The sequence below is a fragment of the Ciceribacter sichuanensis genome, from assembly GCF_024055605.1.
GTDB classification, from domain to species: domain Bacteria; phylum Pseudomonadota; class Alphaproteobacteria; order Rhizobiales; family Rhizobiaceae; genus Allorhizobium; species Allorhizobium sichuanense.
Window position 1 is genome coordinate 48,526 of record NZ_JAMXLX010000013.1, and the last position, 25,232, is coordinate 73,757.

Consider the following 25,232-nt stretch of genomic DNA (forward strand, 5'->3'; position numbering starts at 1 on the left):
TTCTCCTATGGATATGAACGAAATCAAAGAGATCTTTTTCCAGGAATGCGAGGAGCAGCTCGCGGAACTGGAATCCGGTCTTCTGAAAATGAATGACGGGGATCGTGACCCGGAAACAGTCAATGCTGTGTTCCGTGCCGTTCACTCGATCAAGGGCGGTGCTGGTGCCTTCGGTCTCGATGACCTCGTGGCGTTTGCACATGTCTTTGAAACGACTCTTGATTGCGTTCGTTCCAACAAGCTGGAGCCCGGCCTGGAAGTCATGAAGGTCATGCTCAAGTCGGCCGACGTCCTGGCCGACCTGGTCAGCGCCTCCCGCGACGGGGGCGGCGTCGATGCCGCCCGCTCCAGCGGTTTGGTCAAGGAACTGGAAGCCCTTGCGAACGGCGAAGTGCCGGTTGCATCCGCTCCGGTGGCGGCAGCCCCCAAGCCGGCTGCCAAGGCTCCCGCAAAGGCGGCGGCTGCTCCCACGGACGACAGCGGGTTCCAGCCGATCCCCTTCACCTTCGACGGTTTCGGCGAAGACGAAGAGCCGACGATCGAGGCCTCGACCTTCGACGTGACCTTCAAGCCGCGTCGCGAGCTTTATGCCAAGGGCAATGAAGCCGCCCTGCTGTTGCGTGATCTTTCCCGCATCGGCGAGATGAGCATTTTCTGCAACATGGAAGACCTGCCGTCACTCGACGACATGGATCCGGAAGCGGCCTATTTCACCTGGAAGATCCAGATCAAGTCGGAGAAGGGCGAAGAAGGCATCCGTCAGGTCTTCGAATTCGCCGAATGGGATTGCGACCTAGAGGTTAAGCTGCATGAGACCGATACCGGCGCTGCTGCCGGTGAGGAGCCGCCGATGGTGCCGGTTCCCTTCGATCTTTCCATCCTCGACGATGCCGCCGAAGCGCATGAGGATACCGAGGGGCATCATGCGGATGCGACGGTTTCCGCTGCCGTCGAGGCCGCCGAGACCGCAAGCAATGTGATGAAGCTTGCCGCCGACAGCTCCAAGGTCGAGAAAAAGGAAACGCCGGCTGCCGCTGCCGCTGCAGCTGCCGCACAGGGCAATGCAGCCGCTGGTCAGACCATCCGCGTCGATCTCGACCGCGTTGACCGCCTGATCAACCTCGTCGGCGAGCTTGTCATCAACCAGGCGATGCTTTCCCAGAGCGTCATCGAGAACGACAACAACGGTGCCTCGTCCATCAACATGGGCCTCGAAGAGCTGCAGCAGCTCACCCGCGAGATTCAGGACTCGGTCATGGCGATCCGCGCGCAGCCGGTGAAGCCGGTCTTCCAGCGCATGTCGCGTATCGTTCGCGAAGTTGCCGACATGGTCGGCAAGACGATCCGTCTCGTCACCGAGGGTGAAAACACCGAAGTGGACAAGACGGTCATCGACAAGCTCGCTGAGCCGTTGACCCACATGATCCGCAATGCCGTCGACCACGGTATCGAAACGCCCGAAAAGCGTATGGCCGCCGGCAAGAACCCGGAAGGCACGGTCAAGCTGACCGCGAAGCATCGCTCTGGCCGTATCGTCATCGAGCTGGTCGACGATGGCGCCGGCATCAACCGCGAACGCGTGCGCCAGAAAGCCATCGATAACGACCTGATCGCCGCCGATGCGAACCTGACGGATGAGGAAATCGACAACCTGATCTTCATGCCGGGCTTCTCCACGGCAGACAAGATTTCCGACATCTCCGGCCGCGGCGTCGGCATGGACGTTGTGAAACGCTCGATCCAGGCACTCGGCGGTCGCATCTCGATCAGCTCCAGGCCGGGCCAGGGCTCGACCTTCACCATGAGCCTGCCGCTCACGCTGGCCGTTCTCGACGGCATGGTCGTGACCGTTGCCGGACAGACGCTGGTCGTTCCGCTGACTGCAATCGTCGAAACGCTGCAGCCGGAAGCGCAGAACATTCACTCCTTCGGCGCAAACCAGCGGCTGATCTCGATCCGCAACTCGTTCTGCCCGCTGGTCGATGTCGGTCGCATCCTGAACTTCCGCGCGACCCAGGCCAACCCGATCGACGGTGTGGCTCTGCTGGTCGAATCCGAAGGCGGCGGTCAGCGTGCCCTCATGGTCGATGCCATCCAGGGGCAGCGCCAGGTGGTCATCAAGAGCCTCGAGGCCAACTATACCCACGTTCCCGGCATCGCCGCGGCAACGATCCTCGGCGATGGGCGTGTTGCGCTCATTCTCGATGTCGATGCGGTGGTTGCTGCCTCGCGTGGCCAGTCGCTGAAGCAGGAAATGTCGTTGGCGGTCTGACGACGGTAAAAGGTTAGTATCAGGGTAGCGTCATGTCGTATGCGTCAAAAAACTTGGTCGAAGGAAACCGGGAGCTCATCGCCTTCCGGATCGGAGATCAGGAATTCTGCGTGAACATCATGTCGGTGCGCGAGATTCGCGGCTGGACGTCTGCGACACCGCTGCCCCATACCCCGTCCTACATCATGGGCGTCATCAACCTGCGCGGCGCTGTCCTGCCGATCATGGATCTGTCTAACCGACTGGGCATGAAGCCGGCAGAACCGACAGCCCGCCATGTGATCATCGTCGCCCAGGTAAATTCCAGGGTGGTCGGCCTTTTGGTCGACGCTGTCTCCGATATCCTGACCGTCTCTGACGAGCAGATCCAGCCGACGCCGGAGATCTCCTCCGACCTCGAAAAGCAATATGCCCGGGGCATCCTGGCGATCGACAAGCGCATGATCTGTCTGGTCGAGCTCGGAGCCCTCATCGTTGAAACTGAAAGCGAGGCTGCATGACGGTTGCCATCGGTACTTCCGCCCGTCTCTCGGACGACGAGGTACTCGCCAGCGGCGAATATCCGCTGACCCGGCGGGACCTGAACGAGATCGCTGCGATGATCTATTCGGATGCGGGGATTTCGCTCAACGACTCCAAGGCGTCGCTCGTCTATTCGCGCCTGTCGAAGCATATCCGCAATCTCGGCCTTTCGGGGTTCCGGGCTTATTGCAATCTCGTGGCGTCGCCGGAAGGGGCCGTTGAGCGTCGTGAGATGCTGTCGCATCTGACGACGAACTTCACACGTTTCTTCCGCGAGAACCATCACTTCGACCATCTGCGTACCGAGGTGCTGCCGGATCTGATCAATCGCGCCAAGGCCGGCGGCCGTGTCCGCATCTGGTCGGCCGCCTGCTCCGACGGGCAGGAACCTTATTCGATCGCGCTGACGGTTCTCTCGCTGCTGCCCAATGCAGCGGATTACGACTTCAAGATCCTGGCGACCGACATCGATCCCAAGATCCTCGCGCTCGCCAAGGCCGGCTGCTACGACGAGACGGCGCTGGAGACGGTCAGCCCGGCCATGCGCAAGCAGTGGTTCCGTGAGGTCGATGTCAACGGTCGCCGCAAGTTCCAGATCGATGACCGCGTCAAGCGTCTTATCACCTTCAACGAGCTGAACCTGATGTCGCAATGGCCGTTCAAGGGCCAGTTCGACGTGATCTTCTGCCGTAACGTGGTGATCTATTTCGACGAACCCACCCAGATGCGTATCTGGACTCGCTTTGCCGGCCAGCTGCCGGAAGGTGGTCACCTTTACATCGGTCATTCCGAGCGGGTGTCGGGCGAGGCGAAGAACAACTTCGACAATATCGGCATCACAACCTATCGCTACACGGGCAAGGCTGGAGGGCGCAAATAATGGGCAATCCGGCAAGGGTCCTCGTCGTCGATGACAGCCCGACCATGCGTGGTCTGATTACCGCCGTCCTGAATTCCGATCCGGAGGTCAACGTCGTCGGTCAGGCGGGCGATGCCATGGAGGCGCGCGCCGCCATCAAGCAGCTCAATCCCGATGTCGTAACGCTCGACATCGAGATGCCGAACATGAACGGCCTGGAATTCCTCGACAAGATCATGAAGCTTCGGCCGATGCCGGTCATCATGGTCTCGACCATGACGCATCGCGGTGCTGAAGCGACGCTGGCCGCGCTTGAGATCGGCGCTTTCGATTGCGTCGGAAAGCCCGGCCCCGGCGAACCCCGCCCGTTCGGCGATCTCGCCGACAAGGTGAAGGCCGCGGCCCGTTCCGGTCTTCGCTATGCCCGGGGAGCCGTAGCGCCTGCACCCGCCGCGGCAAGCCCGGCGACCGACTTCCGCGTGGGTCGCAAGATCGTGGCGATCGGCTCCTCGACCGGTGGCGTCGAGGCGCTGATCACCGTGCTTCAGAAGTTTCCGCGCAATTGCCCACCGACGGTCATCACCCAGCACATGCCGCCGACGTTTACGAAAAGTTTTGCTGAACGCCTTAATCGTCTCTGCGCGCCTGTGGTGGAGGAGGCGACGGATGGGGCAAGGCTCGAAATCGGAAAGATCTATCTGGCGCCGGGCGGCGACCGCCATCTGCAGGTGGTCAACGCCTCGGCCCCGAGTTGCCGGCTGCTCGAACGTCCGCCGGTCAATGGTCATCGCCCGTCTGTCGACGTGCTCTTTGATTCGGTTGCCGAGCTGGCGGGCCGAAATGCGGTTGGGGTTATCCTGACCGGGATGGGGCGCGACGGCGCTTCCGGTCTGCTGAAAATGCGCCACGCAGGTGCGCGCACGCTCGGCCAGAACGAGAAGACCTGCGTGGTCTACGGGATGCCCCGCGTCGCCCATGAGTTGGGCGCCGTCGAACAGCAATTGCCCCTTGGTTCCATTGGGGAGGAAATCCTCAAACTAACTGCCGCTCGAAAAGAAGGTATCGAATAATGTCTCTAGCCGAAAAGATAAAAGTGCTGATCGTCGACGATCAGGTGACCAGTCGTCTGCTGCTCAGCGATGCTCTCACCCAGCTCGGTTTCAAGCAGATCACTGCCGCCGGCGATGGCGAGCAGGGCATGAAGATCATGGAGCAGCAGCCCCATCATCTCGTCATCTCCGACTTCAACATGCCGAAGATGGATGGTCTGAACTTTCTCCAGGCCGTGCGCACCAACCCGACCACCAAGAAGGCCGCCTTCATCATTCTCACCGCGCAGGGCGACCGTGCGCTGGTGCAGAAGGCCGCCCAGCTCGGTGCAAACAACGTGCTCGCCAAGCCGTTCACCATCGAGAAGATGAAAGCTGCGATCGAGGCGGTATTCGGAGCGTTGAAATGATTGACGATAGTGCAGGCAAGCGCGTGCATATTATCCAGGGCGAATACAAGGTCATCAATGACCCCAACGTTGTCCTGACGACCATTCTTGGGTCGTGCGTCGCTGCCTGCCTGCGCGATCCCGTGGCCGGCGTGGGAGGAATGAATCATTTCCTGCTGCCGGGCTCGGCCAACCCGGGAGCCGGGGGAGGGGATGCGACGCGCTATGGCGTCCATCTCATGGAACTCCTGATCAACGGTCTGCTGAAGCAGGGCGCGCGACGCGATCGTCTCGAAGCCAAGATCTTCGGCGGAGCCAAGACGATCGCCACGTTCTCCAACGTGGGCGAGCAGAACGCTGCATTCGCCATGCAGTTCCTGAAGGATGAAGGCATCAAGGTGGTCGGCTCATCGACAGGCGGAGAGCACGGTCGCAAACTGGAATTCTGGCCGGTCAGCGGTCGGGCAAGACAGTATCCGCTCACGGGCGCAGAAACGCAGAAGACGGTGGCTCTCGAGCAGCGCCCCATTCCCGCTTCGAAGCCGGTGGAAAGCTCAATCGAATTTTTCTAAGTACTGGAAACCGGATGCTAAACGAAAACAAAGCGGATATTGCGACCGAAGAAGCCTTGCCCGAGATCTTGATGAGGGTCGTCTCGGAACTCCACGACGTCGCCTATCTGATCGAGCGCATCGAGCCCCAGTTGCTGGAGCTTGGTGGCCCCAAGGTTCTCGAATCACCCGATAGTCTCAAGGTGCTGCAGGGCATTGATCTTGTAGTGCAGAAGACCCGTGGACTTGCCGAATTCATCGACACTATCACCGGCTCCATCCCGGCCGACTGGATGGTCGATATGAGCACTGCGTTGAGCCTGGTCAAGCTTGCTGACATGCAGAAGGCGCTCGGCGCCGGTCTGCGCCACGGGCATTCCCAGCCGCTCGGCAAGGCTGCGGGGGATTTCGACTTCTTCTGATCCGATTTCGCCTTGATCGTCCCGCAGATGCGGGGCGATCCATCGAAATGGTGCTTGCGTTTCTTCAAACCACGAAACGTTCGCACAAGTTTCGGTTTCTATTGTCGCACCAAGGCAAAAGCCCGCAAACCCTTCTTGTTGATGGTGCGAGACAGAATGAATCTGTTAAATCAATTACTTCAGATGTTTAAGAATCTGGCGTCGCTGGGGCAAACCAGGCTCCTGGCAATGGCCGGCGTCGCCATCGTTTCCTTCGCGCTCATCATATCGGCAGCAATTTTCGTCAATAAGCCTGCCTACGAGACCCTTTATGTCGGGTTGGAGCCAACGGATCTCAATCAGGTCAGCATTGCGCTTGCTGAATCGGGCATCGATTTCGAGACAGGTACGGACGGAAAAAGCCTGAAGGTTCCGGCGGGCATGACCAGTAAGGCTCGCCTTCTGCTCGCCGAACGCGGTTTGCCGAACAGCGCCAATGCCGGCTATGAACTGTTTGACAATGTCGGTTCGCTCGGCCTGACCTCCTTCATGCAGGAAGTGACCCGCGTGCGCGCCCTTGAAGGCGAAATCGCCCGGACCATCCAGCAGATCAACGGCATCGCAGCCGCTCGCGTTCATATCGTCCTCCCGGATGTCGGCAATTTCCGCCGTGGTGAGCAGAAGCCGACGGCTTCCGTCATGATTCGAGCGAGCAGTGAAACCGGGCGGAAGGCGGCTTCCTCCATCCGCCACATGGTCGCATCTGCGGTCCCCGGCCTCGATGTCGAGGATGTTACCATTCTGGATTCCACCGGTCAGCTTCTCGCTTCCGGCGATGAAAACGGCGGCCCGGCAAATCGTTCGCTCGGTGTCGTGCAGTCCGTACAGCAGGAAATCGAATCCAACATCGACAAGGCCCTTGCGCCCTTCCTGGGCATGGACAACTTCCGCTCCAGCGTTACGGCCCAGCTCAACACCGATACCCAGCAGATCCAGGAAACCGTCTACGACCCGGAATCGCGCGTCGAGCGTTCGGTTCGGGTCACGAAGGAAGCCCAGAAGTCGCAATCGCGTGCACAGGATACTGCTGCTACCGTCGAACAGAACGTTCCGCAGAGCGCACCTCAAGGCGGCGTTGGCGGGCCGGAATCGTCCGACGAGGCGAACAAGAAGGAAGAGCAGACCAACTACGAGATCAACAGCAAGACCATCGCGACGGTCAAGAACAGCTACACGGTCGAGAAGCTCTCCGTTGCCGTCGTGGTCAACAAAGGTCGTATTGCCAAGATGGTCGGCGAACCCGTCGATCAGGCCAAGGTCGATGCCTACCTCGCCGAGATGCAGAAGATCGTCTCGTCTGCCGCAGGCCTCAACAACGACCGCGGCGACGTCGTGACGCTGACGGCGATGGACTTCCTCGAAAACCAGTTGCTCGAAGAGGCGGCATCCGGCCCCGGCGTCATGGATATGCTGAGCCGCAACCTCGGCGGTATCATCAACTCGCTCGCCTTTGTCGCAGTCGCCTTCCTGATCGTGTGGATGGGCATCCGTCCGATGGTTCGCACAGCAAACGGCGGTGCTGCCGCCATCGCCGGCGGCTCGGAGCAGGCGGCAGGTCTCGAACTGCCGGACTTCTCTCCCGCTCTCGGCGGTACGGGTGGTGGTGCCCTTATGGATGGCTTCGGTTCGGATTTCGGCTTCGATTCCACCGACGACCTGCTCACCATGGAAGAAGATCCGAATGGCGGCTTCAACCGCCGCGTCAAGGAAGGTCCAGAGCGGCGTCTATCCCGCATGGTGGAGATCAGCGAAGAACGCGCCGCCAAGATCCTTCGCAAATGGGCAGTCGACAAGGCCGCCTGACAGGGAGAATGAGCTTGATTATAGAACGCGCCGGTCTTGCCGGCGCGTTTTTCGTTGCGTTCAGTCGCAAGGCTGCATTTGTCTGGGTGTTTTGCAGGTTCCCGAACACCTCAATCGGCAGCGACGCCGGAAGTTGGGGACTCCCCGTTCCGGGATGTGATCTTTGGCTCTTTATCTTTTAAAATGCCTGTGATTCGTTAGCAGGAGAAGGCGGTGCCATCTGGCTGTCCAGGCCAGAAACCGGAAGTCCGCCGGGCTTTCCCATCATGGAATCGTCCTTGCGAGGGGCCAGAGAAATGGACTTGGAGCAATCCAGAGAGGATGCCGGAGGCAGGGCGGGGTCGCGCCCGGCAACTGCGGGTCCGCAGGTGTCCATTTCACGGGAGGCCTTGTTGCGCGATCTCGCGGCCGCGGCACAATCGGGGCATATGAGTGCCGGTCTTCGCATCCTCACCCGTTATGTCGGCGCCAGCCATTTCCTGCTCGCCCGTTATGACCTCGTGCAGGAAAACGGACTGGATTTCGTGGTGTCTTCTGACTGGCCGTTCGATCTCGTGCGCAGGCTCGAGAGCGAAATCGCAGCCACCTATTCCCGCACCACCGAGCTTGAGAAGTGTCTCTCGGTGCTGCAGCCGAAATTCGGCCTTTTGCCTGATGATGCGGATATACCTGATGACACCAGCCGCCAATATTGTTCCCTGACGCTCAGCGTCGGCCGCACCCGCTTTTCGCTCATGCTGCTTTTCGATGAGGACATCGTCCTCTCGCCGGAACGTCTGCGGGAAGTTGGCCTTCTTGCCGGCTATTGCGTCAGCCTCACGAACAGCGGCGGCCAGAAGGTCGATCGCGATTTCGATCTGACGGAACGCGAACTCGAATGCCTGTTCTGGATTGCCGAAGGCAAGACCTCGGACGAGATCGCCACCATACTGGGAATTTCACGCAATACGATCAACAACTACATCACCAGCGTCATGCGCAAGACGGCCACCAAGACGCGTTCGGAGGCCATCGCCTACGCGGTGAGAAATAATCTCGTATGAAGGGGAAAGAGGGAATGGGATATCCGCCGGGGATGATGGAAGGTGTGCGGGGCGACCAGCTCTCCCCAGGCACCCGCCACGCGATATCCCGCTCCGATATCTTTCCCAAGCTCGTTTCTCTTCAGCGTTCTCTCCATGCCAAGGGTTTTACCGTCCTCAAGCTCGTCGGTGGCAGCGTTCCATCCAAGCGCCGGCTTGAGCCGGAATACGAGAGCTGGGGGGCTGCCCTTCCCGCGGGAAGCGACAGCCTGATCGCGGCCTATGGCGAGGCCATGCTGGCCCATCTGGAGACCTCGCTTCTGCCGCTGACATGGAGTGCCGAAGATCCGGCAAGTTTTGCCGAAGCTTCTGATTTCACCGCTTTTGTCCGTCAGTTGAAACCGCGCATCCTGCCCTATTCGGGTATCGCTTTTCCCGTCAGGCTCGGTGCTGTCGGCAATGGTCTCGTAGTCTTCGCAACGACGGGCGGCGTGGATATTCCGGGTGAAGTCATCATCGAGGCTCATGGCCGTTGCGGCCGGATCATGATGGACATTCTTTCGATCGAGGAGCGGCGCGCCATGCCGGCTGAGGCACTGAGCGATCGCGAAATCGCCTGTCTGCAGCTCGCGGGCGACGGCCGGATCAGCGAAGAGATCGCCGAACGGCTCGGCCTGTCGGTCCATACGGTCAATGCCTATCTCGGCTCGGCGACGATCAAGCTCGATTCCGTCAATCGCATCCAGGCAATCGCGAAAGCCATTCGGCTGGGCTACATCACCTGACAAGCTGACGACCTGAGCGGTGCGTTCTATCAGCGTGCGCGGCGCTTCGCCCGTGCGGCGTAGACGCGGTGCACGAGTTCCGCAACGGCCTTGTAGAATGCCGACGGAATGACGTTGTCCACTGCGACCTGGGCGAACATTGCGCGCGCAAGCGGCGGATCCTCGAAGATCGGGATGTTGTTCTGCTGGGCTATCTCGCGGATTTTAAAAGCCACAAGGTCCTGTCCCTTGGCCACGACCACAGGTGCGTCGCTTTCCTCGCGCACATAGCGCAGTGCGACGGCATAGTGCGTCGGGTTGGTGATGACGAGCGTCGCGCGCGGCACGTTGTTGATCATTCGGCGACGAGCCCGGTCACGTGCGATCGAGCGCTGGCGGGCCTTGACGATGGGGTCGCCCTGCGACTGCTTGTGCTCGTCCTTGACGTCCTGCTTGCTCATGCGCAACTGCGTGTACCAGTAATGACGCGTCCAGAAGAAGTCGATGACGGCCAGTACCGCCGTGGCGGCCAGAATGACCAGCATGATCCGCTTCAGGATCGTCATGATCTTGACGAAGATGACCTGCGGATCGGAAAACATTGCATCCAGCGCGCCGAAATAGTCGGATCGCAGGACAAAGACCATCACGACGGAGACGATGATGATCTTGAACAGTGACTTGCCGAATTCGATGAGGCCGGTGATGCTGAACAGGCGTTCCCAACCCTTGACGATCGAGACGCGATTGGCCTGAGGTCTGATGCGCTCCAGAACCAGCTGCGGCATGTTCTGCACCACGTTCGAGCCGACGCCGAACAGAAGAAACAGCACGGCGGCCGGCAGAAAAAGCGCGCTCATCTCCCAGCCGAGATGGGTGAAGAGCGACACCACATCCGTGGATGTCGATATTTTCCACTGGTCCGGTTGTTCGAAGAGGTCGCGCAGGCTTTCACCAAGCCGCGCAACGCCGGAGGGCACGAAAAAGACGAGATAAATATAGAAGGCGAGGGACGAGGCGAAGATCGGGACCTCTCGTGAGGAAGGCGTATTACCTTTCTCGACCGCGTCCCTTAGTTTTTTCTCTGTCGGGTCTTCTGTTTTACTGTCTTTATCCTGGTCGTCGGCCACGTCCGGTTCCTTGTTCGCCAGGGTTCGCTTGCGCTGGCCGATTCAAGTGTGAGCCGGCCGCGTGGAAAACTAGACGCCCACCGATTGGCATTCAATCGGCGGGCGCAAGCAGTCTGGTGTTTTCAACAGTCGTGCGTGTCTCAGGCGGCCTGCGTCTTGTCGTCTTCCGCTTCCTTGAGCTGGATTTGCCCGGAATTGGCGAGGCGGATGGCTTCCTGTGCCACTGCGCGGCGTGCAATGGCGACTTCGCGCGGATTGATTCCCGCCGTGCCGGACTGCAGGTCCGATTCGATCATGCGGCGCGAACGCGGGCTGATCGAGGAAAGCACGCATTCGCGGATCTCCATCGTGGCGCCACGGAGCGCCATCGTGAGGATGTCGCCCGAGATGTCGTTGAGCAGCATGACGCGGCTGCGCTGCGGCATTGCCAGAAGGTCTTCGAAAAGGAAGATCTTCGGACGGACCTTGTTGACCGATTCCCGGCTGATCGATTCCAGCGAGTTGAGCAGGGTATCGACTTCGGGTTTTTCCAGTTCGTTCATCAGTTCGGCGACCTTCGTCGAACCCGTCGAATTGCGTTCCGCATCGATTTCGGAAATCAGGTCGTGAACCCGGTTCTCGATGATTTGCGCGGCCTTCGGGCTGACGTTCTTCAGGTTCACCGTACGGTTCATGATGTCGGCGCGCCGGCTTTCCGGCAGCTTCAGGAGAACCTTTGCGCCGAAGGAAGACGGCAGCATGGAAAGGATGTAGGCGACGGTCTGGGGATGTTCGCGCATCAGGAACTTCGCGATGAAGTCCGGATCGGCGTCCTGCAGCCTGTCCCAGATCGAAGCCTCGTAGGCCTGGAAGGCGGTACGGCGGCCGAGCAGGCCGTCGACTTCTTCCGGCGTCAGGCCTTCCTCGAGAATGCTCTCGATGGCCTTCGCATTGTCCATGAGACCCGCACCTTCGGTGAACAGGTCCTCGAATTCATTGACGAGTTCGGCGAGCTCATCCGGCGGGATGGTCCGAAGTGTCTGGGCCGATGCAATGATCGTCTGCAGTTCGGCCTGGGTGAAATACTTCAGAAGCTTTCCGGCGACACCTTTCCCCATGGCAAGCAGAACCGCCGCGGCCTTGTCTGCCTGGGATAGCGGCTTGCCCGTCAATGGGCCGCCGAAATCGTCAAAGTCCATCATGGTCTTTCCTCTCTGGCCCCGGGAGCGGGTCAGGATATCTTGGTGCTCATCACTTCGATCAGTTTAACGCCGAAACGGGTATCATCGTTTTCGAGAACGGTGATCTCGCCGCGGGCGATGCGGCGGCCATTGACCATGATCTCGACCGGCTCGCCGATCTTCTTGTCCAGGGCGATGATGGCGCCTTCCTCCAGGCTCATCAAGCCGGAGACCTGCATGCGGCTGGAGCCGAGCACGATCTGGACGTCGATCGGAATATCCATGATCAGGTCGAGATTGGCCGTCAGCGCGCTGCCTGGCTCCTGCGACGGGGCGGACGAGCCGCCGAAATCACTGTCGCCGAAGCTAGAGCCGCCGAAGTCGGAGCTCGGGCCGCCGAGGGCGGCTCCGCCGAAATCGTTGTCGAAACCCGAAAGCGGATCGGCCTTGGCTGCTCCCATGGAAAAGTCGGAACCGAGATCGGATCCAAAGTCGCTGCCGATATCCGGCAGGGTACCTTCTGCGTCGTTCTTCAGCACGCCGCGCAGGTCGTCGACCGCCTGGTCGAAATCGGTGTCGGGCGTCGGCATCGCGAACGCGTCATCTTCGGTCAAAGGTGTTTTCTTTGTAGCCATGGATTCATTATTCCCGTTGAAACTTGCCTCAACCTGCCTTTCGTCAAGGCCTGCATGAAATGCCTGGTGATGACCCTAACCCATCAAATGTCTTAGAATTTCATCTTCACTGCTGACGTTATCCTTCACCCGGACGGTGTATTTCTCGCCGGCGCGGCCGAATTCACACCGGTACATTTCCTTGCCGTTGGCGCTGACGTCGACCGTGACGTCGCCCTTCTCCTTGAAGGGAATGACATCGCCGGCGGTGAGCCGGGAGATTGTCTTCAGCGTGAGGGTTTGCAGACGGATGCGTGCTTCGAGCGTCACCTGCGAGCGGCGAACCTGCTCGGCGATCTGGTCGGCCCATTCCTTGCGATTGCGCGACATCTGGCCCTTGGACTTCGGCACGGTCACGACCGTTTTCAGCAGGGCCTTCTGCGGGATCACCAGGTAGAATTCCGAGGAGACCGGACCGAGATCTATACCCATTCTGACGACGACTGCGAACTGGTCGACATGGTCGTCCTCGACCTTGGCGCGGTCCTCGGCATTGTGCGGCTTCTCGATGAGGGGTTCGAAACCGCCGGGTGCGTTGACGCCAGAGCGCAGCACGTTGGCGATCTTGTCGAAAACCATCGAGGAAAGATCGAGTTCGATTCGCGACAATGGCCGGTGCACCGGTTCCTCGATCGTCTCGGGAAGCGCACCCAGCAGGTTTTCCATCAGGGTGATGACGAAGGAATTGTTGCAGCCCAGCACGAAACCGGGAGACCAGTTGCGCAGCGAAGCGTCAGCCAGCACGACGTTGTCGCCAAGGTCGGCGATGACGTCGTTCATGAGCCCCGATTCGTGACCCTTGTAGTGAACCTGCATATCGAGGCCGGTCTCACTGTGGAAGATATCCGGCAGGAACTCCGAATAGAGCTGCCCGAAGTCAGAGCACAGCTTCTCGACCGTTTTCTTGTCGCCGAGCGCGCCGGTGAGCCTGGAGAGCAGCGCGTGATCCATTGCGGGGGCTGCCTTTGTCTTTGCTTCCGCCATCGTCAAGCCGCCTTGTTCTCGCCGCCGGGGTTCATCATTTCCTGCTCGACCGCGTCGATCGACGGACGTTCATAGGAGGAGATCGTCTTGCGGCCATATTCGAGCGCGACCTGCGGAACCGAGCCGTTCATGTAGGCGAGCAGGGTCTGCTTGACGATGATGTAGAGGCGATGCTGCTTGGTCCGGACGATCTTGATCTGTGCCGAGATCGGGTTGCAGATCGAGTAGGAAAGGATGATGCCGAGCATGGTGCCGACGAGAGCCGCACCGATCAGTCCGCCCAGGACTTCCGGCGATTCGTTGATCTTGCCCATCGCCTTGATAACGCCGAGAACCGCCGCGACGATACCGATCGCCGGGAAGCTGTCGCCCATGGCGACGATGGAGTGATAAGGCTTCATCTTGTCGTGCAGGACGGTGTCGATTTCCTCGTCCATCAGCGCTTCGATCTCGTGGGAGCGGGCATTGCCGATGATGATGAGGCGGACGTAGTCGCAGACGAATGCGGTCAGTTCCTTGTTTTTCAGGACCGATGGCGCTGCCTGGAAGATCGAGGATTCCTCGGGGTTGTCGATATGGGCTTCGATCTCGTTGCGGGACTTCGTTCTCAGGTCGCGCATCAGGGAATAGAGAACGCCGAGAACATCAAGGTAATCGCGCTCCTTCGGAACGGAGTATTTGAATGCTTCGCCGATTGCCTTGCCGGAATCTTTGACCACCTTCATCGGGTTGGCCATGATGAAACCACCAAGGCCGGCGCCGCCGATAATCATCAGTTCGAAAGGCTGCACGAGAACGTTGACATGCCCGCCCATGGCCATGAACCCGCCAAGGATGCAGCCGAAGGTAATAACAAGTCCTATGATAATATTCATTTCGTGCCCGCATCTGAACGTTGCTTTTCAGTAGAACCGATAAGCGGCTTTCCTTGCGTGAGGCTGTACCTCGCTGGTTTCTTCCATCGCGCCGGAAAGTTCCTGTTCCGCAGGGCTTCGGGGCACGGTGAAAACGGCCCGCAGATGCCGCTCAGGATTGCGTACGAAAGGCCGGAAACGGCGAAAGGCAGGGGGAGCCCGCCTGCCTTTCGTGATTCGGAGCGCATGCCGGAGGTCGCCGGCTCTATTCGCTGTAGACCGCACCTGTTGAAGTGACGATCTCCCATTTCCCTTCGTGCTGGCGAAATGCCGCAAGGCGGGAGTTGTCCGGAAGAATGGAGCCAACCTGGACGATGAATATGCCCGACTTGTCCTCGATGAGTGCCCGGCCATTGGCCACATGAAGGAGCCGCAGATCGCTGCCGCCGGGAAAGGGTTGCGTCTCGCGGCCATCGCCGTTCCCTTGGCCCTCAGGACCGAGACTGGAAACGGTCGCAGTCGTCAGCGGGTCGACGTTCGTCTCGGCGGGTATATCGGACCTGTTCTGTGCGTTCAGTTGTTCCGCGGGGCCACGATCGATCCCGACCCCACCGTTACCGCGTCCCTGCGGCAGGTCGCGAAGCGATTCCCACCCGGCAACGCTGACCCCGAACTTGTCCTGATTGAAGAAGACATACCACGGAAAGGCGGCTGCCGCCGCCGCGACCGCCATGATGCCGCCGGTCAGCCAGCGGTCGAGCGCGGTCGTGCGTCTTTCCTCGGCGACCGGTTCGTGGGACTTCGGGTGTTTGTTCTTGCCGATTATTTTCATCACGCGCCTCGCTTCGCGTTGGCAGCGGCCTGGTTGCCGCCGGAGAGCGAGGCCCTCAATGCGTTGGCCAGTTCCGTATAGGCGTCGATCACCATGCGATCGCCGGGCGATTGTTTGATGACGTCGTAGACGACAGGCACCTGCTTGACCGCCATGTCGAGATCCGGGTCCGTGCCGGGCCGGTAGCCGCCGATCAGACGCAAATCTTTCGTCTCTTCATAGTTATGAATGAGCGACTTCAGGCGCGACACCAGTTTTTCCTGGTCCGGCGTCCATGCCTTGCGGGCTAGACGGGAGATCGAGGACAGCGGATTGATGGGCGGATATCGTCCCTCGTCGGCAAGCGCACGATCGAGCACGATATGTCCGTCGAGAATACCGCGTGTCGAGTCGGCGATCGGATCGTTGTGATTGTCGCCGTCGACAAGGATCGAAATGATTGCGGTGATGGTGCCGGAACCTTCAAGGCCGGGTCCGGCGCGCTCGAGCAACCGAGGCATTTCCGTGAAGACCGAGGCAGGATAGCCGCGGGCGACCGGCGGCTCGCCGGCCGCAATCGCGACCTCGCGGATGGCGTGGGCGAAGCGCGTCACGCTGTCGGCGATGAACAGCACGTTGTCGCCCTGGTCGCGGAAATGTTCGGCAATGGTCATGCCGACAAGCGGCGCCATCTTGCGCAGCATCGGGCTCTCGTCGCTGGTCGTCACGACAACGACCGACTTGGCCATGTTGTCACCCAGCGTATCCTCGATGAACTCGCGCACCTCACGACCGCGTTCGCCGACGAGCGTGATCACCACCTTGTCGAAGGCGTCGGCCTTGGCGAGCATTGAAAGCAGTGTCGACTTGCCGACGCCCGAACCCGCGAAAATGCCGAGACGCTGGCCGTAGCAGAGCGGCGCGAAGATATCGATCGCTTTGACGCCGGTGCGAAATGGCTTGTCCACGCGGCTGCGCGTCATCGAAGGTGGAGGAAGGCTGGTGATGGATCGTTCGATCGATCCACTAGTAAGTGGACCCTTACCGTCTATCGGACGGCAGAGCGAGCTGATCGTCCTGCCGCACCAGCTGGCATCCGGTGCAAGGCGGAATTCGCCCTGCCGAAGGACCATGTCGTCAACACCTATCGGTTCACCGGGTTCGATGGGGCAGACATAGATGAGGTCCGGTTCGACGCGCACGACCTCGCCCATGTGGACGCCGGTGGCGCTCTGGTGCGCCACGAACTCCCCAAGCCGGACATGCTGCGAAAGCCCGCTGACGGTGTAGTGGCCGGCGGCGATCGTGCGCACGCGCCCGCCCCGGAACAGGTTGGTTCCCGGCTGGCCGTAATTTCTTGCGATTTCCGCCAGACCGTCCAGTCGCGGCATGCTCACGGTCTGTGCGCCGGATTGCTCCATCGTCGCTACCTTTAAAGATTACTGGCTGCCACCGAGGGTCTTGATGGCCGAAGTGAAGGTGTTCTCGCTGCTCTGGAGCAGTGACGAGATACCTTCGAACGCGCGGTTGACCTGGATGAGCTGCGTCATCTCCGACACCGCATTGACGTTGGAGCCTTCCACGAAGCCCTGCATGACGCCGACATCGCTCGAATCTGTCACCGGCTGGGGAGCGTCAGTGGCGATCACACCGCTGTTTTCGTAACGCAGGAAGCCCTTGCTCAGGTCGGCGGTGAATACGCCGATGGAGCCGACAATCCGTCCGTCCTGGCTGATGCGGCCATCGAGGCCAACTGTGGGCGGGCCACCATTGGCGTTGAGCTGGATTGGAGCACCGCCGGCGTCGAGAACCGGATAGCCCTGGGTGGACACCAGGTCGCCGGTCTGCGTCATGGAGAAGCGGCCGTCGCGGGTCAGAACCTGTCCGGCGGGGGTGTCGATGGAGAACCAGGCATCACCCTTGACTGCGAAGTCGAGCGGATTACCCGACTGCTGGACTTCGCCGGCGCGCGTCGACAGGTAATCGTTGCCCTGATTGACGAAGGCGATCTTGGCATTGATGTCGTTGCCGGTCTTGCTCATGACCTCGTCGAACTTGACCTCGGTGGCGCGAAAACCGGCCGTATTCATGTTCGCGATGTTGTCGGCGATGGTCGTCAGTCGGCGTTCGAGAGCGATCTGCGAGGAAATGCCAACGTAAATGCCCGACTGCATATATCTCTCCTGGTAATCCGCGCGCTGCGTTCCACCCGTTCGGGGAACAGCTTTCGCAATATATTGCCGGAAGCTAGAAGCCGTTGCTTGTGCGAACCTGTAGATTGCTGCATCGCGATCCGGCCGCGGTCAGTTTGATTTCGGCACAATGCAAAAGTGACCCTGCAGCACATTATTCTTCTATAGGGACGGAATTCAGCCGGCCGATGTGCCCTTGACGCCTGGCGCCGGATCACGCGTCGCGAACCAACCGGTCAGGTCTCAGGACTGCCTGCGAATCGTCGAAAAGCGCCTGCCTCTGCCGGTTTTTTCCGGGAAATCTGAGGTGGGGGAGCGTCTCTTTTCCCGATAGGCGGCCATCGCGGCGGTTCATTTTCCAAAGAGGTTTTTCCGTAAGTCCCGCGCAAGATTGTCGCTCTACTCATGGCATGAGAGAAATACGGAGAATAGCGATGGAGCCTATTCAGTTGTTCGACCTGGCGTCCCGGCAGGCCCAATGGCTGTCTGTCAGACAGGAAGTGGTCGCCACGAACATCGCCAATGCCAATACGCCGAAATTCCTCGCGAAGGATGTCACCCCGTTCGACAGCGAATTGAAGTCCGCCGGGGCCAGCGCCGGAATGGCGATGGCCCGTACCCAGCCGGGTCACATGGAAGCCAGCGTAATCGGTAACGGCAAGGTCGAGGTAGAAGAACCGGACGTCAACAACGAAATCGGTACGCAGGAGTCCGGCAATACGGTCGCGCTTGCGAACGAAGTCGCCAAGATGGGTGAAGTCAAGCGTCAGTTTGAGCTCAACACCCAGCTCGTACGCGCCATGAACAATATGATGCTGGCCGCAGTAGGTAAGTAAAATGGATCCTTTGTCAGCCTCCCTGAAGATCGCGGGAAGCGGTCTCGAAGCCCAGTCCACCCGACTGCGCATCGTATCGGAAAACATCGCGAACTCCCGCACGACCGGCGATACGCCTGGCGCCGACGCCTATCGGCGCAAGATCATCACCTTCGATTCCGAGCTGGACCGCGCATCCGGTACGACGCTGGTGCATGTGAAGAAGCTCGGCGTCGACCGTTCGGACTTCGTTGAGGAATACGATCCGGACCATCCGGCCGCCGACGAGAACGGCATGGTGAAGCTCCCTAACGTCAACATGCTGATTGAGATGGCCGACCTGCGCGAAGCGAACCGCAGCTACGAGGCCAATCTACAGACTATTCGTCAGACGCGAGATCTCATCTCGGCAACGATCGACCTATTGAAAGGCTAACGATGATTGATTCCGTTTCCAGCATCAACTCACTGACAAAGGGCGCCGGTACGCTCGGTGTTCAGTCGAGTGAGAGCAGCATTCTGTCGCAGGCCGGCACCGTCGTCTCGGCCGCCGCGAGCGCAGCACTTGGGCCGACCTTTGCCAGCGTGCTCGGCGGCGCCGTCAATGATGCCATCAGCGCGGTCAAGGGCGGTGAAGCCGCCTCCTTCGCCGGCATCAAGGGCACCGCGGACACGCGCGAAGTCGTCGATGCCGTCATGGAAGCCGACCGTACGCTGAAGACGGCGGTCGCCCTGCGCGACAAGGTGGTTTCCGCCTATCTCGAAATCACCAAGATGCAGATCTAGACGGCTGAGGAATCGCGACCATGAGAGCACTTGCCATTGCTGCGACGGGTATGGATGCCCAGCAGACCAATCTCGAAGTCATCGCAAACAACATTGCGAACATCAACACCACCAGCTTCAAGCGCGGCCGCGCCGAGTTCACCGACCTGCTTTACCAGACGGAGCGCGCCCAAGGCGTGGCCAACCGGGCAAACCAGTCCGTGGTGCCGGAAGGCGCCAATATCGGTCTCGGCGTGCAGACGTCTGCCGTCCGCAAGCTTCATACCCAGGGTGAAATCTCCTCGACGGGTAACGACCTTGATGTCGCCATCGTCGGCAAGGGCTTCTTCATGGTGGAAGGCGGCGACGGTTCGACGCTCTACACCCGCGCCGGTGCCTTCAACAAGGACGCGAACGGCCGTCTCGTGACCATCGACGGTTACGGCGTCATGCCGAACATCACCATCCCCGATGATGCAACGGAAATCACCATCAGTCAGGACGGTATCGTTTCGGTTCGGGTGGGCTCGGAGGAAAATCTGACGGAACTCGGTCAGCTCCAGCTTTCCAACTTCGTCAACGAGGCCGGTCTGAAACCGCTCGGCGACAACCTGTTCCAGCAGACGGAAGCTTCCGGCGATGCCGTTGTCGGCGTCGCTCAGGATACCGGTTTCGGTTACGTCAAGCAGGGTTATCTCGAAAGCTCGAACGTCGATGCGGTCAAGGAGATCACCGATCTGATTTCCGCCCAGCGTGCTTACGAAATGAACTCCAAGGTCATCACGACTGCCGACGAGATGGCGACCATCGTCAGCCAGAATCTGAAGTAGTCCTAACGAGGCAGGGCAAGCATGAAGTTTTCCCGGAACTATGCAGTGAATTTGGCGCGCAGTGGGGCGGTTTCCGTCCTGCTGCTCGCTGCTGGCATGGTGCCACAAACGGCGCTTGCCCAAACCCGCTATGCCGTGGTGCCGACGGCGACGATTTTCCCCGGCGAAATCATCGGCGCCGGCCGCGTGACAGAGGTCGAGGTGACCAACCCCAACCTCGCCGGTGGTTATGCGACCGATGTTTCGGACGTGATCGGCAAGGTTTCCAAGCGCACTCTCGTTCCCGGCCGGACCATTCCGGTGGGCAGCCTACGCGAACCCTTCGCTGTGCAGCGCGGCTCGACCATGCGCATGACCGTCAACACCGGAGGCATGACGATTTCAGCCGCCGGAACTCCCCTTCAGGATGCCATGGTCGGCGACGTCGTGCGCATGCGCAATCTCGATACCGGAGTGATCGTGAGTGGCACTGTGATGGCCGATGGAACAGTCGAGGTTATGCAGAAATGACCATTCATTCCCTTTCCGTGGCGCTTGCTGCGCTGGCCATGCTGGTGGCATCCGCCTTCGGCGCGGTCGCCGAGCCGAACGCGCGCGTCAAGGATATCGCATCGCTTCAGGCCGGCCGGGACAACCAGTTGATCGGCTATGGTCTCGTGGTCGGTCTGCAGGGATCTGGTGACAGCCTTCGTTCGTCGCCGTTTACCGAGCAGTCCATGCGCGCGATGCTGCAGAACCTCGGGATTTCCACGCAGGGCGGCCAGTCCAGCGCCAAGAATACCGCAGCCGTCATGGTGACCGCCAACCTGCCGCCTTTCGCAAGCCCGGGCAGCCGCATGGACGTGACCGTAAGCTCGCTCGGCGACGCAACCTCTCTTCGCGGCGGTACGCTGGTCATGACCTCGCTTACCGGCGCCGATGGCCAGATTTACGCCGTCGCGCAGGGATCGGTTGTCGTTTCTGGTTTCAATGCCCAGGGTCAGGCTGCCCAGATCACCGAAGGTGTTACCACGGCCGGCCGCGTGCCAGGCGGTGCCATCATCGAGCGGGAACTGCCCTCGCAGTTCAAGGATTCCGTCAATCTGGTGCTGCAGCTGCGCAACCCGGACTTCTCGACTGCCATCCGCATCGCCGACGTGATCAACGCCTATGCCTCGCGCAATCATGGCCGACGGATCGCCGAAGCACGTGACGCACAGGCGGTTGTCGTCCAGAAGCCGCAGACGGCCGATCTCACGCGCCTGATGGCGGATATCGAAAATCTTGTGGTCGAGACGGATACCCCGGCAAAGGTCGTCATCAACGAGCGCACCGGCACAATCGTCATCGGCGCCGACGTTCGCATCGCCAAGGTCGCGGTAAGCTACGGCACCCTGACGGTGCAGGTTACCGAGACCCCGCAAGTCATCCAGCCGGAACCTTTCTCGAAGGGGCAGACCGCAATTCAGGATCAGACCGATATCACCGCGGAAAAGACCGGTGGCCCCGTCGCGATCATCGATGGACCGGATCTGCGTACCCTCGTTGCCGGCCTGAACAATATCGGCGTGAAGCCTGACGGTATCATCGCCATTCTTCAGGGCATCAAATCGAGTGGTGCCTTGCAAGCGGAGCTCGTGCTGCAATGACAGAGACAGTCGTTACATCCCGCAAGGCTGGCCACGGCGTAGTGTTGTCCCGTTCGGTCTTTGCTGCTCTTTGCCTGATGGCGGTGCTTCCCGCGGCAAGTGCCCAGGAAGCGGTCCAGACGGCTTCTCCGCCGACGACCGAGGACGAAATCCGCCAGTATTGCACCAATATCGCGGACCCCGCGCGCGACCGGCGTTATCTTCTGCAGAAGGAAGAACTCGAGAAGCTGCAGGCCGATATCGACCAGCGCATTTCCGTGATGGAAGCGCGCAAGGCCGAGTATGAGGATTGGCTGAAGCGTCGCAACGACTTCCTGAAGCAGGCTGAAGCAGGTCTTGTGGACATCTACAAGACCATGAAGGCGGATGCGGCGGCACCGCAGCTCCAGGAAATGGACGCTACACTCGCTGCAGCGATCATCATGAAACTCCCTGCCCGCCAGTCGGGTCTGATCCTCAGCGAAATGGAAGCGAAGAAGGCCGCCATCGTGTCTTCGATCATGTCCAGTGCCGCGGATCCAAACACTTCGAAAGATCCGTCATGAATAAAGCGTTCCCCGCCCTTATGCTGACCGTCGCTCTCCTGTCAGGTTGCAAGAGCGTGACGGAGAACCAGACGCTCAAGGAAATCGGCAACGCGCCTTCCATGAGCCCGATCGGCAGCGGCCTTCGTTACGGCCAGACGCCGCAGATGGCGATGTATCCGAAGCAGCCGCACAAGACTGCGAGCGGCTATTCGCTCTGGAGCGACAGCCAGGCCGCGCTGTTCAAGGACGCGCGTGCTTTGAACGTCGGCGATATCATGACTGTCAACATCCAGATCAACGACAAGGCAAGCTTCGACAACGAAACCGACCGTGAGCGCACCAACGAACGGACGACGAACTGGCAGGCGAGCGCCACGATCTTCGGCTGGAAGCCGGAGACGGATTCGACGATGGGCTTCGACACAACCAGCAAATCGGATGGCAAGGGTTCGATCAGCCGTTCCGAAAAGCTGACGCTGCTCGTCGCGGCCGTGGTGACCGGCGTTCTTGAAAACGGCAACCTGATCATCAGCGGTTCCCAGGAAGTTCGTGTGAACCACGAAATCCGCATCCTGAACGTCGCTGGTATCGTGCGGCCGCAGGATGTCGATTCCGACAACACGATCTCCTACGACAAGATTGCCGAAGCCCGCATCTCCTATGGTGGCCGTGGCCGCATAACCGAGGTGCAGCAGCCGCCGGTCGGGCAGCAGGTCGTAGACCTCTTTGCCCCGATCTGACCTTTCTGACCCTATTGAAGGACATTTGGTGACATGGCTGCCCTGATGATCGCTGACGCGGAATCCACCGGCAAGAAAAAATCCGCAATGATCGTCACGATCGCCATTGTCGCCGTCTTGTCGGTCGTCGGCCTTGGCGGCGGCTGGCTTGTCGGCAAGATGCTGGCTCCAGCATTGACACCACCGGCAGGGCAGGAGGCTCCGGCAGAGCCTGAAGCCAAGGCGGCCGGCGGTCATGAGGCGGGCGGAGAGAAGGGTGAAATCCCCAACATCTCCGCGAGCCAGCCGAACTTGGTCGCGCTGGACCCGATCGTCACGAATCTGGCCTACCCATCCGAAAACTGGATCAGGATCGAGCTTGCGCTGCTGTTCAACGGCACTCCCGATCCGGCTTTGGCCGAGGAAATCCATCAGGACGTCCTCGCATATCTGCGGACGGTGTCTCTTCAGCAGGTGCAGGGGCCGCGCGGCTTTCAATATCTTAGGGATGACGTATCGGAAATCGTTGACCAGCGCTCGCAGGGCCGGATATCAAAGGTCCTGTTCAGGATGTTCGTGATCGAATGATACGCCTTTTAATCCTTCTTGCTGCATTGGGCCTGTTCCCCGAACTGGCGAACGCCCAGCAGTTGCCGCAGCAACTTCCGGATCTCCTCAATCTTCCGGTGGATGGATCCGCTGCTGCCTGGATCATCCGTACCTTCGGGCTCCTGACGGTCTTGTCGGTTGCGCCCGGCATTCTCATCATGGTGACGAGCTTTCCGCGCTTCATCATCGCCTTCTCGATCCTGCGGTCGGGCATGGGCCTTGCGACGACGCCGTCCAATATGATCCTGACGAGCATGGCGTTGTTCATGACCTTCTACGTCATGGCGCCGACATTCGATCGCGCCTGGCAGGACGGCATTCAGCCCATGCTGCAGAACCAGCTTTCGGAAGCTGAGGCCGTCCAGCGGATCGCCGAACCGTTCCGCACATTCATGATGACCAACACACGGCCGAAGGATCTGGCGCTTTTCGTCGACATTGCAAACGAGCGCGGTCAGCAGACAGTGAGCGACGGCAAGGCGGACTACCGCGTGCTGGTCCCCGCCTTCATGCTCTCGGAGATCCGTCGCGGCTTCGAAATCGGCTTCCTGATCGTTCTTCCCTTCCTCGTCATCGATATGGTGGTTGCGACCATCACCATGGCGATGGGTATGATGATGCTTCCGCCGACATCGATCTCCCTGCCGTTCAAGATCCTGTTCTTCGTCCTCATCGACGGCTGGAACCTGCTCGTGGGCTCTCTCGTGCGATCGTTCTCGTAAGAAACGCAAGCTCCGGTATATCGAAAACGCCCGTGGGCTTGCTTCCACGGGCGTTTTCGCATGCCCCTATCGCTCCGCTAACGTGCGGGCGAGTTGCTTGGGGGATAACAGGAAGGTCGGCCTGTCTTGAATTGCAGCAGTGGCGTTGCAAGTGAAGTCATCAAGATGACGGGAGCGGATGCTGATGTCAGGCTCGCGTCCAGAATGGCCAGCAGAGCGGGACTGGGGCCCTGTGACGCCGCCCTTGCGGCGGCGTAGACGCGGAGAAGCCGGGGCGGCAAATATCTCGCCGGCAAGCCCGGCGAGCCGGCGGAGAGTTGTCTCTCCGCCATTCCTCTCAAAGAGCGCTGGCGGTCCGCGTCGGCATCAGCCGGGCGTCGCCCAGGCTGCTGGCGAGGAATGCCGTGTTGGCATCCGGATCGCTCGATGCGTTCTGAAAATTGATGTAGTCGATTGAGATGGCGGCCTTGTCCCTACCCAGCATCAGCCGGGCGTAGACGGTTACGCCTCGCGGCATGATTTCGAGATCGAGCGTGACGGAGGGCATGCTATCCCAGTCCAGCGAATAGTCGCCGCCGGCGCCGAAGCGGATCGTGCCGGGATGGAAATAGAGTTCGGCCGCGGACTCGACGAGGTCGGCGATGCTGCCGTGATGTTCAAAACGCAGCATGGAAATGAAGTCTGCCGCATCGATCAGTCGTAATTCGGCTGCGAGAGGGCCAACGGCACGTGCGAGGATTTCTTCGCGTTCGATCGAGTAGGGGCATATTTTCATTTTGTCTGTTTACCCGTCTTCTAGTTCCTATACGCGGCGGACTTTCGGCGATCCGAACCCGTCGCAACCTTTTAACTTATTGGAAAATCAATCTATCTTTCGGCGCCTGCACAGGTGTTGAGCCGATAGGCAGCGCATTTCCGTGCGCCGGGCCGCAACGCCTGACAGGGATCGGTGATAGGTAATCGTTTCGTTTCGACATGCTCGGACGCTCGGATGTTTACGTAGCTGTTGCTGGCCAGGCCAGTAAGTGACGCAGGTACGTCAGATGCCGGAGAAGACGGGTCTTCGGGACACCCTTGAGAAAGGGCATCGATCCTGTCTTCCTGTTCGACAGCTGATCCA

At 60.0% G+C, this 25,232-nt stretch carries 29 protein-coding genes; 20 read left to right on the top strand and 9 right to left on the bottom strand.

The features are described 5' to 3' along the window. Nucleotides 1-7 precede the first annotated feature (7 nt). From NBH21_RS24575 to visR, 10 genes are all read left to right on the top strand, one after another. Nucleotides 8-2,272, top strand: a complete 2,265-nt coding sequence (locus NBH21_RS24575; RefSeq protein WP_250913237.1) for a chemotaxis protein CheA — start codon at nt 8-10, stop codon at nt 2,270-2,272. A 32-nt stretch (nt 2,273-2,304) separates the two neighbouring features. Next, nucleotides 2,305-2,772: a chemotaxis protein CheW gene (locus NBH21_RS24580; protein WP_250913238.1), complete on the top strand. Its 468-nt coding sequence runs from the start codon at nt 2,305-2,307 to the stop codon at nt 2,770-2,772. Continuing rightward, nucleotides 2,769-3,674 (top strand): protein-glutamate O-methyltransferase CheR, encoded by a 906-nt coding sequence (gene cheR / locus NBH21_RS24585; RefSeq protein WP_250913239.1) that lies wholly within the window; start codon nt 2,769-2,771, stop codon nt 3,672-3,674. Before NBH21_RS24580 ends, cheR begins: the two co-directional genes overlap by 4 nt. Then, nucleotides 3,674-4,723, top strand: coding sequence for a protein-glutamate O-methylesterase CheB (gene cheB, locus NBH21_RS24590; protein ID WP_250913240.1), 1,050 nt, complete (start codon nt 3,674-3,676; stop codon nt 4,721-4,723). The genes cheR and cheB overlap by 1 nt, the downstream gene beginning before the upstream one ends. After that, a complete protein-coding gene (locus tag NBH21_RS24595) occupies nt 4,723-5,112 on the top strand; it encodes a response regulator (RefSeq protein WP_099056621.1) in 390 nt (129 codons plus the stop codon). Before cheB ends, NBH21_RS24595 begins: the two co-directional genes overlap by 1 nt. Then, nucleotides 5,109-5,663, top strand: a complete 555-nt coding sequence (cheD, locus tag NBH21_RS24600; protein WP_250913241.1) for a chemoreceptor glutamine deamidase CheD — start codon at nt 5,109-5,111, stop codon at nt 5,661-5,663. Before NBH21_RS24595 ends, cheD begins: the two co-directional genes overlap by 4 nt. A gap of 14 nt (nt 5,664-5,677) precedes the next feature. Beyond that, the gene (cheT, locus tag NBH21_RS24605; protein WP_250913242.1) at nt 5,678-6,064 is read left to right on the top strand and encodes a chemotaxis protein CheT; all 387 of its coding nucleotides are present in this window, start codon (nt 5,678-5,680) and stop codon (nt 6,062-6,064) included. A gap of 156 nt (nt 6,065-6,220) precedes the next feature. Continuing rightward, on the top strand, nt 6,221-7,906 hold the full coding sequence (gene fliF / locus NBH21_RS24610; protein WP_250913243.1) for a flagellar basal-body MS-ring/collar protein FliF: 1,686 nt from the start codon (nt 6,221-6,223) through the stop codon (nt 7,904-7,906). Nucleotides 7,907-8,202: 296 nt separating this feature from the next. After that, nucleotides 8,203-8,949 (top strand): transcriptional regulator VisN, encoded by a 747-nt coding sequence (visN, locus tag NBH21_RS24615; RefSeq protein WP_250913244.1) that lies wholly within the window; start codon nt 8,203-8,205, stop codon nt 8,947-8,949. A gap of 14 nt (nt 8,950-8,963) precedes the next feature. Next, nucleotides 8,964-9,713 (top strand): transcriptional regulator VisR, encoded by a 750-nt coding sequence (gene visR / locus NBH21_RS24620; protein ID WP_425340473.1) that lies wholly within the window; start codon nt 8,964-8,966, stop codon nt 9,711-9,713. 29 nt (nt 9,714-9,742) lie between these two features. Here the strand turns inward: visR and flhB are convergent, their stop codons facing one another. From flhB to flgF, 8 genes are all read right to left on the bottom strand, one after another. Further along, a complete protein-coding gene (gene flhB, locus NBH21_RS24625; RefSeq protein WP_250913245.1) occupies nt 9,743-10,822 on the bottom strand; it encodes a flagellar biosynthesis protein FlhB in 1,080 nt (359 codons plus the stop codon). Nucleotides 10,823-10,962: 140 nt separating this feature from the next. Further along, the gene (fliG, locus tag NBH21_RS24630) at nt 10,963-12,003 is read right to left on the bottom strand and encodes a flagellar motor switch protein FliG (protein WP_250913246.1); all 1,041 of its coding nucleotides are present in this window, start codon (nt 12,001-12,003) and stop codon (nt 10,963-10,965) included. Nucleotides 12,004-12,032: 29 nt separating this feature from the next. Then, nucleotides 12,033-12,617 carry a flagellar motor switch protein FliN gene (fliN, locus tag NBH21_RS24635; protein WP_250913247.1) on the bottom strand — a complete coding sequence of 195 codons (585 nt, stop codon included), beginning with the start codon at nt 12,615-12,617 and terminating at the stop codon, nt 12,033-12,035. A gap of 75 nt (nt 12,618-12,692) precedes the next feature. Further along, a complete protein-coding gene (locus tag NBH21_RS24640) occupies nt 12,693-13,646 on the bottom strand; it encodes a FliM/FliN family flagellar motor switch protein (protein WP_250913248.1) in 954 nt (317 codons plus the stop codon). Then, nucleotides 13,643-14,515, bottom strand: coding sequence for a flagellar motor stator protein MotA (gene motA, locus NBH21_RS24645; RefSeq protein WP_163903371.1), 873 nt, complete (start codon nt 14,513-14,515; stop codon nt 13,643-13,645). The genes NBH21_RS24640 and motA overlap by 4 nt, the downstream gene beginning before the upstream one ends. Before the next feature lie 244 nt (nt 14,516-14,759). After that, the gene (locus NBH21_RS24650) at nt 14,760-15,326 is read right to left on the bottom strand and encodes a flagellar protein (protein ID WP_250913276.1); all 567 of its coding nucleotides are present in this window, start codon (nt 15,324-15,326) and stop codon (nt 14,760-14,762) included. Next, nucleotides 15,326-16,726 (bottom strand): flagellar protein export ATPase FliI, encoded by a 1,401-nt coding sequence (fliI, locus tag NBH21_RS24655; RefSeq protein ID WP_250913249.1) that lies wholly within the window; start codon nt 16,724-16,726, stop codon nt 15,326-15,328. Before fliI ends, NBH21_RS24650 begins: the two co-directional genes overlap by 1 nt. Before the next feature lie 18 nt (nt 16,727-16,744). Beyond that, on the bottom strand, nt 16,745-17,479 hold the full coding sequence (gene flgF / locus NBH21_RS24660; RefSeq protein ID WP_250913250.1) for a flagellar basal-body rod protein FlgF: 735 nt from the start codon (nt 17,477-17,479) through the stop codon (nt 16,745-16,747). Between the two features lie 452 nt (nt 17,480-17,931). Between flgF and flgB the strand changes: the two genes are divergently transcribed. The 10 genes from flgB to fliP are packed head-to-tail and all read left to right on the top strand — an operon-like array spanning nt 17,932 to nt 24,112. Continuing rightward, nucleotides 17,932-18,333, top strand: a complete 402-nt coding sequence (flgB, locus tag NBH21_RS24665) for a flagellar basal body rod protein FlgB (RefSeq protein ID WP_250913251.1) — start codon at nt 17,932-17,934, stop codon at nt 18,331-18,333. A 1-nt stretch (nt 18,334) separates the two neighbouring features. Next, nucleotides 18,335-18,748, top strand: coding sequence for a flagellar basal body rod protein FlgC (gene flgC / locus NBH21_RS24670; RefSeq protein WP_250913252.1), 414 nt, complete (start codon nt 18,335-18,337; stop codon nt 18,746-18,748). A gap of 2 nt (nt 18,749-18,750) precedes the next feature. Then, nucleotides 18,751-19,098: a flagellar hook-basal body complex protein FliE gene (fliE, locus tag NBH21_RS24675; RefSeq protein WP_250913253.1), complete on the top strand. Its 348-nt coding sequence runs from the start codon at nt 18,751-18,753 to the stop codon at nt 19,096-19,098. Nucleotides 19,099-19,118: 20 nt separating this feature from the next. Then, a complete protein-coding gene (gene flgG / locus NBH21_RS24680) occupies nt 19,119-19,907 on the top strand; it encodes a flagellar basal-body rod protein FlgG (protein ID WP_250913254.1) in 789 nt (262 codons plus the stop codon). A gap of 45 nt (nt 19,908-19,952) precedes the next feature. Next, nucleotides 19,953-20,417: a flagellar basal body P-ring formation chaperone FlgA gene (gene flgA, locus NBH21_RS24685; protein ID WP_425340474.1), complete on the top strand. Its 465-nt coding sequence runs from the start codon at nt 19,953-19,955 to the stop codon at nt 20,415-20,417. Further along, a complete protein-coding gene (locus NBH21_RS24690) occupies nt 20,414-21,535 on the top strand; it encodes a flagellar basal body P-ring protein FlgI (RefSeq protein WP_425340475.1) in 1,122 nt (373 codons plus the stop codon). The genes flgA and NBH21_RS24690 overlap by 4 nt, the downstream gene beginning before the upstream one ends. Further along, nucleotides 21,532-22,080 (top strand): MotE family protein, encoded by a 549-nt coding sequence (locus tag NBH21_RS24695; protein WP_250913256.1) that lies wholly within the window; start codon nt 21,532-21,534, stop codon nt 22,078-22,080. The genes NBH21_RS24690 and NBH21_RS24695 overlap by 4 nt, the downstream gene beginning before the upstream one ends. Next, nucleotides 22,077-22,802 (top strand): flagellar basal body L-ring protein FlgH, encoded by a 726-nt coding sequence (gene flgH / locus NBH21_RS24700; protein ID WP_250913257.1) that lies wholly within the window; start codon nt 22,077-22,079, stop codon nt 22,800-22,802. Before NBH21_RS24695 ends, flgH begins: the two co-directional genes overlap by 4 nt. 48 nt (nt 22,803-22,850) lie before the next feature. After that, complete coding sequence (locus NBH21_RS24705; protein ID WP_425340476.1) at nt 22,851-23,369, top strand: flagellar basal body-associated FliL family protein; 519 nt, start codon at nt 22,851-22,853, stop codon at nt 23,367-23,369. Beyond that, complete coding sequence (fliP, locus tag NBH21_RS24710; protein ID WP_250913259.1) at nt 23,366-24,112, top strand: flagellar type III secretion system pore protein FliP; 747 nt, start codon at nt 23,366-23,368, stop codon at nt 24,110-24,112. Before NBH21_RS24705 ends, fliP begins: the two co-directional genes overlap by 4 nt. A gap of 337 nt (nt 24,113-24,449) precedes the next feature. Here fliP and NBH21_RS24715 read toward each other — a convergent pair whose 3' ends face one another. Continuing rightward, nucleotides 24,450-24,887, bottom strand: coding sequence for a hypothetical protein (locus NBH21_RS24715; protein WP_250913260.1), 438 nt, complete (start codon nt 24,885-24,887; stop codon nt 24,450-24,452). Between the last annotated feature and the right edge of the window lie 345 nt (nt 24,888-25,232).